Source organism: Pseudomonas congelans, from assembly GCF_900103225.1.
Lineage (GTDB): Bacteria > Pseudomonadota > Gammaproteobacteria > Pseudomonadales > Pseudomonadaceae > Aquipseudomonas > Aquipseudomonas congelans.
Genome location: NZ_FNJH01000001.1, coordinates 266,794 through 278,428 on the forward strand (window position 1 = coordinate 266,794; position 11,635 = coordinate 278,428).

Genomic DNA, 11,635 nt, shown 5'->3' on the forward strand with positions numbered 1-11,635 from the left:
TGGGACGGTAACGTGACTGCACCTTCACTGCCTTCATGGGTTGCACGTCAGTTCCTGCACTCGATAACCTTTGGCCACAGGCATGCGGGCGGGGTCGATGTGCAGGCGGCATTGGGGGGCTGATTGATTGCCCCATCGCACGTTGAGGCTTTGCGGTTGCATGCCTGTGGACAGCAGAATCTGCCCGCCCTGGCCTGCGATACCCATGAGATTTCCATGTTCATCACTGACCTGCGCACCGAATGGCAGTGGCTGGCCATCGCTGGCCCGTGCGTTGATGATCAATCGAGTGACCTCACGCGCGGCAAAGACGGTTTTGACCACAGCGCCGCGAGCCGGCACGACCTGAGTGCTGCCGTTGTCGATTTCCACTTCGGGGCCAAGTTGATCGGTCAGCAGGGCGATCTGGTTGTAACGATAAGGGCGCAGGTACGGGACAAGCGCGTAGCCCCGGTTGTCTGTCCTGACCCCGATCGCGTTAAAAACGCCGACGTCCGGCGTATCCGGAACCTGAACCAATGCGATGGTATCGCCCAGGTTGGGGCCCAGTTCAACGCCATCGGCGTGCAGTAACACGGCACCGCTGGCGTTGACCGACGTGCTGCGGTAATTACTGCCCTGGGTCATCCCTGCGCCGATGCTGCCGAACGGGGCCTGATAGCTTGCCGCGATACCTGCGCTCTGTCGGCGGCCGTCTTCGTTGCTCAGGCTCGTACGATAACTCAGGCGATTGTCGTCCAGGCTTCCGCTGAGGCTGGCGCGTTGGCTGTGGCGGTCGCCACTTTTTTGCAAATCGAAGGTCGCATTGCTTGAGCGCCCGATGCTCAGAGGCATCGACACGCTAAGCCCCACTTGCATGTCGTTGCCACTGTTAAATGCATCGCTCAGCGACTGCGACGCATAGAAGTTGTAGGTAACGCCTGCATACCGGGTATTGGCGTTGAACTGGAACTGACGTTGCTCATGGTTGATGCCCCAGTAATCCTGCCGGGACAGCGTCAGGCTGACGCTGCTGCGGTCTCCGAGTCGTTGATGAAGGGAGGCTTCAAGGCGACTGCGGCGGCTGCCTTTGAACATCGTGCTGTCGCTGCGCTGGCGCAGTGTTTCGTTAAAGTCCCGATACCCTTGGGTGGAATAGCGATAACCGGCGAAGCGCAGGTGGGTCCGGGTCGCGAATGCCTTTCCGTACTTGAACGCGTAACTCATGCCTTGCACGCTAGCCTGGCCGGGTTTGTCGATTTGCGCATCCGAATGCGTCACGTCAAATGCCAATGCACCCAGCCCCCCCATGTCTCTGGATATCCCCAGGGCTGTGGCGCGGTAAATGTCGCTGGTCAGCAGGCCACCGTAGAGCGTCGAGCTCCAGCCGGTACCCACTGCCAGCGTGCCCTGCCATAGCCAGGGTTGTTCGGTTGCGTTGATGCCGTTATGGCGACCCATGGCTGCGCTGTATTTCCAGGCGCCTTCACGCAACAGGTTGCCAAGGGTGGAGTAGGGCTGGGTAAAGCGCCGGACCTGGCCATCGGCTTCGGTCAGCACGACTTCCAGTTCACCACTGCCTGCGGTAGTCAGGTCATCGATCTCGTAAGGGCCTGCGCTGACGTAGGTTGAATAGATCGGGAAACCGTTCTGCAGCACTTCCAGCTTGGCTCTGCTTTGCGCCACTCCGCGGATGACCGGCGCGTAGCCTTGCAGCGCATCGGGAAGCATTTCCTCGTCGGTGTTGATCAGCACGCCCTTGATCGGCAGGCTCGGGAAGACATTGCCGCCAGTGTGTGTTTCGCCAACCGTCAGGTTTGCATGAGTACCGGGAAGATCGCGTTGAGCATAGGCGTAGGCCCTTGTCCATTCACGCCTCCCTTCTTCATCATGGCGCACGCTTTGATTACTTCGCAGCCGCCATTTGCCGAGGTTGATGCCGCTATTGAGGTACAGGTCCGCGCTGTTGCGTCGGCCCCTTTCAGCACCGGAAGTCTGTTGTGCCGAGGCCTGATAGCTGAAAAATGCTGCATTGATGCCGTAATCCCAGAGCGCCGGATCGACCTGGCCGGACGTGTCGCGGCGCATGGCGATCTGCGGAATGGAGATCGACAATTGCAGCCTGCCGCCGTCGAAATCGATCTGTGATCCCGGGACCAGCCCGAGCAAATCGACACACGAGGCGTCCAGCAATGCCGGATCGGCGAGGCCTTCAAGACGCAAGCCCATCTGCTCGAGCATTGCTCGGGAAAGGCACGGCAACAGCTGCTCGCCCCGCGGGTCGGTTTCGAAGCGCAGTTCCTGCTGGCCGAAGTAACGGCTGTTGATATGAATTTCTACCCAGTGGTTGCCAGGTGCGAGGTCCTGCGCATTGGCCAGCGTATCAAGTGCCTGGGCTGCCGCATCGCTTGAATAACCCGGACCCTGGCGCAGGAAGCCGGACTGGAACGAAATGGCGGCCAGCGCGGGACTGGGATCCAGCATAAGCGCGCCGCTGCCATAAGCCAGCAACGAACGCATAAAACGCAGGCGCACTGGTATGAACCCGGATTCAGGTAATAGGGGCATGTTCAATGTCCTGGAATAAATCGACGCTGTCTTACGGGATCAGCCGGACCGGGAGGGTTAATGGCGTGCTGTAGCCGCCGTAGTCGTTGATCGCGGAAAACACCACCTGCGTGCCAGGCGATGCGCGCAGCTCGTTGAGTTCATAGGTCTGCGAGGTCATCGGGCCGAGCATCACGGGCTGGCTGATCTTTTCTGTCTTGCCGCCAGCGGTGACTTCCAGGCGAATGAAGGAGACGTGGAAGGGGGACGGGTTGGTGGCGGTCAGTTGCGTTTTGTCTGAGGTTCGTTCGATCGACCATTGCAGATCCTTCAGTCGTGCAGTGGGGTTGTCGGTCAACCGGGCAGGGCGATAAAACATCTTGAGACGAGTGCGCAGAGCGATATTCAGCACGTTGCCTTGCGTGCTGTCGGCCTGAGGTATTTCCTGCACATTGAAATAGAACAGTGATTCGCGGTCAGCAGGCAGATCATTGGGCAGGCCGTTGATCTGTACCTGTTGCTCCTTGCCGGGATTGAGGCGGAACAGGGTCGGCGATGGCGCGAACGGTACCAGCGTGGTGGCGTCGTCGGCCGATGTGTTGACCCATGTCTGAACCGCGAACGGCCTATCGCTGGGGTTTGAAATGATCACCGAGGTGCTGCGTTTGTCGCTGGCAAACACTACGCGAGTCGCGTTGACGGTCAATGCCGCTTGAGCTGCGGGCATGCAGGCGGTCAGCATGAACAACGTCATGCAGATGCCGCGTGCACGCACGGCAGGAGCAGGAGCTTGCTTGCAGAGGGTGCCGAACATGAGAATTTACCTTGTGCATCCAGACCCCGTGGAGGCCTGGATGCATTGACGATGCTTTCGATAAGGGCGCGCGTGGCGCCACTACACGGCAAGCGAAAGGGGGAGTATCAGTTGATGGCAACGACAAACTGCACGTCTGCCGAAGCAGCACCGGCAGTGACAGTCGTTGCGGTCGAGCGGTAGTAGGCGTTGAAAATCATGTCGGTCACCCCACCGGCGATCAGCTTGTAAGGCGCGGACTCTTCGCCAGGCTTGATGGGACTTCCCTTGTTGTCCTTGATCACGATGGCAACGCCTTTAGCGCCATCGGTACTCGATGCAACCCCGAAGTAGTCCCCGGAGGTGTCCGTAGCGCCGTTGAAGGTGACTTTTGCAAAGTCGTCGGTGCCGGTCAGGTTGCAGTTGCCCTTGTCATTCAAACGCAGGACGAAGGTTTTGCCACTGTATTCCTGGCCGACTGCGGTAAAGCGGGAGGCGTCGACGCTGCCCATTTTCACCTGACTGCCAATTGCGCCATCGCCAGGGTTGACGACTTCGATAGGGCACGTGCTGCTGGTGATCTTGCCTTCGAAGTTGATAGTGCCAGTATTTGCAAGCGCCGAGGTGCCAGCCAGCGCAGCAGCCAGGGCAATGCCCAGTGCAGAGAAAGTTGTTTTCACGATAAATACCTGAGGGTGTTTTAAGTTACATATATTTTCAAGTTACACAGCGTGTATGTAACTATTGATGTCGTTCAATTGCTTTGTTTGTGTTAGCTGTCATGACGGGGCGGGAGTTTAGTGTGAAGTTACCTACAAATACAGGTGTCTTATGAGCTGGTTTTATGACTGATGTTGTAGGAAATGTCTTATATGTTTTGGCGTAAATTCATATGCCATGCTTTTAACGTGATACGTTTTCAGGTGCCAGTGCCTGCATTTCATTGCGGGCCGCCCAAATGCGGAGCAGGCCGGAATAGCAGTCAGGCGAGGATGCGTCATCATCCTCACCTGACTGATGAGTGTGCTCAGCTTCTTATTACCCTGGTCACACGATGCTTGGCGATAGCATTTAGCATGATTGCCGATGGCCCTTCAGCAGCGGCTGCCGCCTTTATTGCCTGACTGACAGGTTGGCCCTCCAGGCGCGCTCGAGTGGCCAGTTTTAATTCATCCAGCCCCCCCGCGTTCGCTGCCTGTGCCGGCGCGGTGGGGCGCAGATTTGCTTTGGCACCCGCCAGCATGGCGGGGTCAATAGCTTGACTCGCAATGGCACTGGTACTTGGTACGCTCGGTCCTGCGACCGCTACCGGGGCGCCTGAGAGAGAAGCTGCTGGAGACCTTGGAGAATAACGTGCTCGGGGGATTAGGCCAGATGCGTCCGCCGCTAAGCCTGGTGATCCTGGCGGGCTGGGCGGTCTGGGCGCGCTAGGCGCGTGCAACATTTCCGCAAGAATCAGGTTTTTTACCCCCTTGTCGTTTACAGGCTTGCTCAACGCGCGCATCGCTGAACTTGCAGCGCCTGTGCCCAAGCCCACTCCAAAAGCAGCCACGCCTGTCCACAAGGCAATGCTTCCGGCTGTCTGATCACCATTGGTCGCGTTGACCGCACCTGCTGCAGTGGAAGCTGCCGTGAGCGCTGTCGTTGCAACCAGGGCGACGGTCGCTGATGTCGTTTCGGCCACTCCCAGGCCGATGAGTGGTATTGAAACAGGTGCCGCCAGACCCGCTGTCATCGCCAGCGATGCAACACCCACTACCGTAAAGAACGCACCGACTGCCACGCCTACCCAACCCATGACGCCACCGCCACCCGCCGACCCTGGATACAACTCGCCTTCATCCGGCCGCCGCAAGCGACCGCTTTGAACGCTGGCATCGTGGCCAGTGGGGTCGCGCAGGGCGATAGGGTTACCCAGGCAATAGGTGTAGGGATTGACGCCACCCGCTGCGAAAGGGCTCAGGGAGTCGGGGCTGTGAAAGCGCATAAGGACAGGGTTATAGGCCCGATAGCCTCTGCCCAGCAGATACCAACCGCTGGAGGCATCGCGTACTTCACCGTTAAAGCCCAGCGTGGTGAGCAGCGGTTCATCGCTGTGACGATTGCCATAGGCACTGTAAACGGCTGTTCTGAGGGTGTCTTGCTGACATTCGCCCAGCACGCTGTTGTTCGGATCGGTGAGCAGCAGCAGGGTTTCGTCCTCTTGGTTTTCGCATTGCTGCCCCAGGGATTGCTCGCCCAGATACAAGTAGTGCGTGCGCCGGTCTTCCTGCACGCTGCTGCTGAGTTGCTGGTCCTGATAAAAACGCAGGGTTTCGCTGTCACTGCCATGTCGCGACGTCACCAGGTGGTCATGGCTGTCGTAACGGTATTCGCTGAGCGACCTGCCTGCAGTGTCCAGCACACCCAGCAGGCGGCTCTGGCTGTCGTAGCTCAAGGTATGTCCTTGCTCGTCGTTAAGCTGATTGCCATTTTCGTCATAGCGGAATGTCGGATCCAGCATCGGCGTGATCAGATCTTTTCTGACCCTGGACGGGCGGTAGGTAACGCCCGACAACTGACAAGGGTCCTGCACGGCATAGGTGAAAAACGCCCGCTCAATCGTATCGTCGGCAAACGTGGTCGTGGCCAGAGTGATGTTGTCCAGCGAATCGAAGGTGAACAGCTGGCGAATAATCCCCCGCGGCTCTGTATCGACGGGATGCCAGGTTTCTCTGGGCAGCGTACTGCCTGAACATTCGTGCAAGGTCAGGCGGCCGCGAGCATCATAGGTAAAGTTCTCCAGAAGCAGGCTTTCACTACCCTGTTGCAAATGCCGGCTTGCCAGCAAACCATCGGCTTGCCAGACCTGTTCAAGAATTCGCTCGGGCTGTTGATTCAGTGCCTGAGCCCTGAGCGTTTCCCGTCCCTGATGATCGTATTCGAAGCGGGTCGCAAGCGCCGTCCCTGCGGTCAGGTCGTGAGTGACAACGGAGCCGGGCCGGCTAAAATCGTCGTACGTGATCGAAGCCTTCAGCGTCCCTTGTTCGATACAGTCGAGCCTGCCGAAAGCATCGTAGTGGTAAAGCGTATCGAGCCCGGTGCTGGCACCTTCTTCAAGTTCTGTGCGCTTGAGCGGACGTTTTTGCAGGGAGGTCTGATAGCTGGTTTTCCAGGGTGTTCCCTGGTTGTCGATCCAGCTTTCGACTTGCAGACGGTTGAGCACGTCGTAATCGTAAGTGCGTGTGCCTTGATCATTATGAGCGCGGATCAAGCGTGCGCTCGTGGCGTCGTAATCGTATTCGGCGTTTTCGTCCGGCGCGATGCTGGTAAGCGCCTGATCAGTGAGTGCCAGGTTATACGTAAAGTTGATCGCTTCTCCCTTGGCGGTCGTGCGGGTCTTGACCTGTTTTCGGTCACCTTCATACGCGTAATTTTCCACGCGCGGACCGACGGTGCTGCTGGTGAGTCGCTGCAAACCGTCGAAGTTCTGTTTGCCTGCCAATGTTCTGGTCGTACCGTCGCTGTGAACCACCTCAAGCGTCGTCGCCAACTCGTCGCTGCTGTGCGTGGCGTAACTGCGATTGATCACGCTCTCGTCTGGCAGGGTGGTGGTAATCATGCGCGACCAGGCGTCGTAGCTGAACTGCGTGCTGTAGCCGGCTTCGTCAGTCTGACACGTGCAGCGACCCAGCCCGTCGTACTTGAATGACTGCGTGCCCGTGATCTTTTCACTGCCGTCCAGGCTGCTGATCTGTTGCGGTTTGCCGAACAGGTTCAGCCAGGTTTCGCTGCAGTTGCTGATTTTCGGGGTGTCGCTGCCACATTGTAACCAGCTGCGCTGGATTGGCCCGGCGTAGTCGTCACTGCCGATGGGGTTGAAATGTTGATGGTTTTGTACGCCGTCGTCTCCGGTTACCACACATTGTTGATTCCAGTCGTCATAGGTGAAGCGACGGTTGAGTATCAACGGTTCATGACCCAGGTAGTCGTAGGTGGTTTCCTGTTCCACGTTATTCCAAGTGCTGTATTGAGCGGCGTAGATCTGAAGCACGGCGATCAGATCGTCGGCGTCGATGTGATCCTGTTCTTCGTAGATAACTCGGCCCAGCCCGTCCATCCGGGAGCGAGTCATGACCTTACGGGCATTGATGGTCACCTGTTCTGCCTGTTCTCCTGAAGTGGCGCAGAGGACATATTGATATTCGCGGCTGGCCTCGAATTCCTGACCTGAAGCGACCACTTCCCGGGTCATCCGGTTGAGCGCATCGTATGCATAGCGTGTTTCCACGCCTTCGGCCTGGGTGAGCAGCTCTTGCCCGGTCAGGGGCGAAAGCTGACGGACCGTAACGCTGGTCACGCTGTCGAAGTCAGTGCTCAGCGTTTGAGTGATCTGTTGCACCGGTACTTCCAGTTGCGGGCTGTCCAGGTTGCTGTACGCATAGTCGATGTGAGTCGACTGACCGTTCAGGCGCAGGCTCTGACGCTCGACACGGCCATGCAGAAACGGCTCATCAGGCCGGTTGAAATGCGTCAGGCGGGTGTGCCGCAGCTCCACATCGTTACCCGCACCCTCGGTATCGATTTGCACCAACGTTTCGGTTTCAGGGATGATCCCGGTCGGCATCTCGCTATCGGTCAGCGCGGGAAATTCAGCGTAGCGATAGTGGGTTGACAGGATGGGTGCGTCGATCTCGTCTGACTGGGCGGGGGTGGGAGTAGTGGTTCTGGTGCGCAAACGGCTGACAAATCCTTCCGGGTCGGCAGGGCAATCGCCCTCGACGCCTTCTGCCGGGTACCAGGTGCTGGTTTCAACGATACCGTCGGCGCGGGTGTGCTCAAGCAGATTTCCAGCGCTGTCATAGGTGTTGCTTTGCTTCTCGTTGCGTACGCGTCCAGGCTCACTCAATACCGTCCAGCTTGTGTTGATTTCCTTGGGCAACTGGCAGTAGCTGAGTTGCCTTTCGAACGGTACGCCTTCTTCGATAAAGTAGAGCGTCTCGACGGTCTGGCGGTGTTCGTTCTGGGTAGTGACCTCTAGTGTCTGTAAATGAAACCGGTTGAACGTACGCTCGATACTGCGCACCGATTTGTCATCGACCCACAGGCTTTCGGTGCAGACATAATCATAGGGGTTCACATATTTGTAGAGGTTGTCCAGACCGTTGTCTTCCCAGTAAATACTCAGACCTGCGCCCAGAAAATTACGCGAGCGCTGTTGACTGTCTTTATAGGTATAGCGGACATCGACCTTTGGCTGGGCAAACCCGGGATCGACGATATGCCGGGTTACCCTTGGCAGTGCCGGGCGTTTGGCACTGGCAGGAAACTCATGACCGGCATCCTGGTAATAAACGTCTTCCTGGCTTCCCGTCGGTGTTTCTACGCGCTTGATGCACAGCTGGCTGTCGTTCTCGAAACCGTATTCGAACCGCCACGAGGCCGCGTTTTCCGTGGGCAGCGTGATCCGGGAAACACGCTTGTCAGTGCCCGTCAGGGACATGACGAAACGTGCCAGTTGTCCATCCTCTGTTGCGGCTTCCGGGTACAACGTGATCTCGACGCTGGTACTGCTGCGGGTGATATTCAGCAGGGGCTGGCCCTGATCGTCCTTGATCGATTCCAGCATGAATTGAGTGCTGTTGAACGGCTTGTGTTCGAGTCGGAGGCTATGACCTGACGGCGCGATGATCCGAACAGGCCAGGCCATGCGCTTGTCACCACTGCGGTGCACTTCAAGGATTTCTGTCAGGCCGGACTTGTGCACTACTCGAAAGCGGTTTTCATCCAGCTTGTAGAAATGAAAGGTGTCGAGTTTTTGTTCCGACATCGTCAGCCGCCCGACACGGGTGGTCCGTTCGCTACCTTTGCTGCCTGCGCTTCCATCTATGCAGAACGTTTCGCCAGTGCTCAGCGACAGAATATTAGTGCCGGGATTGTAGTGCGACAGCTGCAGGCCCCAGCCCAGACCATAGCCGCTGTCCTGCGTATTGAGCGGGCTATAGGAGAGCGCGGGTGTGATTCCGGGGCCGAGCAGATCATTGCCCTGCAGCTCGGGTAGATTGATAGAGACGTTATAAAGCCCTGTGCGCGGATCAACGCCGCTTTTCAGGCAACTCATAAAATTGAGCGCATTGGAGTGCACGGAAGTAGAAACAGTCATGGAGCATACCTCGTGGGTTGAAAACGACACGAGCGCACCGGTTGACTGCGTGCAATCCATGCGCCTGAGTCATAGGAGGAATTCAGTGTTCCTGGCTGCCGGAGACACTGAAAGCCTCGCTCAACCCTACTCGTTCCTCCGTGAGTCAGTAACCTAGCAATTGTACGAGTAGTCAGACGATTCGCCCGGGCTTACAAAGACTCCATTCGGCGCGGCCACACGGCTGAAAAAAATTTCATCACTTCACGTACTCGCGTGAAAGGAGCGCACTCATGGCTGTTGAGTATCCGGCACCCGGAGTCCCTGGACTGCAACAGCCCGGGAACTACATAGATCTCGAGCAACTGGGGAGCCTGGATTTGCTGACCTACGTCAACTATCCAGGCATCGTCAATGGAAGCTTTTTCTACATCAATTGGCGTGGTTGCGGTGCGAAAGGTGAGGTCGTGGATATATTTGATGACTTGATCGAAGTCGTCGGTCTTGAGGCCGATGGCATGCCGGTAATGATCGACAATCAGAAACTCAAGAGGCTTGATCAGGGGTGGGTTTTTTATTCGTATTTCGTGCCTGACAGCAATACCCTGGACACGCTAATCGAGTCGAAGCGGCTCTTCTTCAATGTAGGGCGCCCCTTGATCAGCGCCACGCCACTGGCTGTACCGCAATGTAAACAATCCCATGACCTCAAGCTGGATCCGCAGCTGCTCCGCTCGGGTGAAGTCACGTTCGTGACGCCGCCGTACAAGGCCATGCGCGCGGGCGACGAGGTGACGCTCACGCTGGATCTGTACTTTGGTGTCAGCGATCCTTGGGATCCTTTGGTCAGGACTCATAGCGTGACCGCTGGTGAGGCAGGTCAGCCTCTGACCTGGAAAATTCCTGCAAACGACCTGTTAGTAATCGAGGATGGTTACGCCCTCATGAGCCAGAAGATCGACTACGCAGGCACCACGTTCAGCACGCAGGGCCCTGTTCAAACCCTGGATATCGTGGCCCCGGATATCGTGTTTTTGCCCAGGCTCGAGATCAAGGACTTCAGCGGCGGCTCGCTGGATCCGCAATCCTATCCCGACGGCATAACCCTGAAGATCGAGCCGTACACAGGCATGCAAGTCAACGATGAGGTTGTGATCTACGTCAGCAGTGATAGCCAGTTGGTGAAAACCCTGCGCACTGATGTATCGACGCTCGACAGTCAAGTGCTTGAGCTCAAGGTGGACCAGGACTGGCTGGTCAGCAACAACGGCAAGAACGTGGAGTTCATGTACCAGTACGCACGGCAGGGTACTGCGGGCAGTTCGATCGCTCGCGGCGTCCTGCTACGCCAGCCGCTTGACCTGCCACCGCCGGAAATCAAGCACGCTATTGTCGAAGACAACGGCAGCGAGGGTGTCATAGGCCACGTCTTTGCACAGGCGCTGATTGACGGGGTGGAGGTGCGGATTCCAGAAACCGCTGTCATTGGCCCCGACGATACCGTGCAAATGCACTGGGACGGTTACGGCAGTACCGGCAGTTTCATCGCTGAACCTTCGGTCGGTGATCCAAAGCTTTTTATCATTCCAGCTACGGCCGTGCCCGCCAATATGGGCAAGCGTGTTGACGTGTATTACCAGGTGACCCCTGCTTTGGAACCGCCCGGCACCTCGAAGGTTTTCGATCTGGAGGTCAAAGGTATCGACGGCGGCTGGCCGGTCGTTCAGAACGTGCGGCCGTCAACCCATGATGGCTTGCTTTCGCTTGGCGAGGTGCCCACCGAAGGCGCCGGGCTCAGTCTTGCCACCTGGATGTATATGGTTGCAGGCCAGCGGGTACGCATCATCGTTACTGGATTGTCCTCAAATGGCGATCCGCAAAGCTTCGATGTGCGGACAGGCGCTGCCGAGCCTGTCACTGTCACTGAGTATCAGGCCGGTAAAGTCTCTGGACTCATACCCAAGGATTTTCTGGAGGGACTGCAGCGCGACACCGAAACTATTACCGTGAAGATTGAAGTCAGCTTTGACGAGGGCAAAACGTACGTACCGTTCCCTTTCATCAGCTTCAGCCTGACGAACCAGATGCGAGCCCGTTGATCAATAGCCAAGCAAGGATAATTAGCCATGGATGGTAATACGCTGGAAAGTCTGCTGGCCTGGATGCAGGCCCCTGAAAACAATGTCATGCACGGG

5 protein-coding genes are annotated in these 11,635 nt (G+C 57.4%); 1 reads left to right on the plus strand and 4 read right to left on the minus strand.

Going from position 1 to position 11,635, the window contains the following annotated elements:
* Positions 1-33 precede the first annotated feature (33 nt).
* The 4 genes from BLR20_RS01115 to BLR20_RS01130 all read right to left on the minus strand — a co-directional run bounded on the left by BLR20_RS01115 (position 34) and on the right by BLR20_RS01130 (position 9,461).
* Positions 34-2,547: a fimbria/pilus outer membrane usher protein gene (locus BLR20_RS01115; protein WP_054993944.1), complete on the minus strand. Its 2,514-nt coding sequence runs from the start codon at positions 2,545-2,547 to the stop codon at positions 34-36.
* 31 nt (positions 2,548-2,578) lie between these two features.
* Positions 2,579-3,340, minus strand: a complete 762-nt coding sequence (locus BLR20_RS01120; protein WP_032614496.1) for a fimbrial biogenesis chaperone — start codon at positions 3,338-3,340, stop codon at positions 2,579-2,581.
* Positions 3,341-3,447: 107 nt separating this feature from the next.
* On the minus strand, positions 3,448-3,999 hold the full coding sequence (locus BLR20_RS01125; protein ID WP_032614498.1) for a fimbrial protein: 552 nt from the start codon (positions 3,997-3,999) through the stop codon (positions 3,448-3,450).
* Positions 4,000-4,346: 347 nt separating this feature from the next.
* Positions 4,347-9,461, minus strand: coding sequence for an RHS repeat-associated core domain-containing protein (locus BLR20_RS01130; protein WP_054993943.1), 5,115 nt, complete (start codon positions 9,459-9,461; stop codon positions 4,347-4,349).
* A gap of 272 nt (positions 9,462-9,733) precedes the next feature.
* Between BLR20_RS01130 and BLR20_RS01135 the strand changes: the two genes are divergently transcribed.
* The gene (locus tag BLR20_RS01135) at positions 9,734-11,539 is read left to right on the plus strand and encodes a hypothetical protein (RefSeq protein WP_054993942.1); all 1,806 of its coding nucleotides are present in this window, start codon (positions 9,734-9,736) and stop codon (positions 11,537-11,539) included.
* Positions 11,540-11,635: the final 96 nt, after the last annotated feature.

What these genes read in the sequence shown, in the direction of transcription:
- BLR20_RS01115 (WP_054993944.1), bottom strand. Translation starts at nt 2,547, where the DNA reads ATGCCCCTATTACCTGAATCCGGGTTCATACCAGTGCGCCTGCGTTTT.
- BLR20_RS01120 (WP_032614496.1), bottom strand. Translation starts at nt 3,340, where the DNA reads ATGTTCGGCACCCTCTGCAAGCAAGCTCCTGCTCCTGCCGTGCGTGCA.
- BLR20_RS01130 (WP_054993943.1), bottom strand. Translation starts at nt 9,461, where the DNA reads ATGACTGTTTCTACTTCCGTGCACTCCAATGCGCTCAATTTTATGAGT.
- BLR20_RS01135 (WP_054993942.1), top strand. Translation starts at nt 9,734, where the DNA reads ATGGCTGTTGAGTATCCGGCACCCGGAGTCCCTGGACTGCAACAGCCC.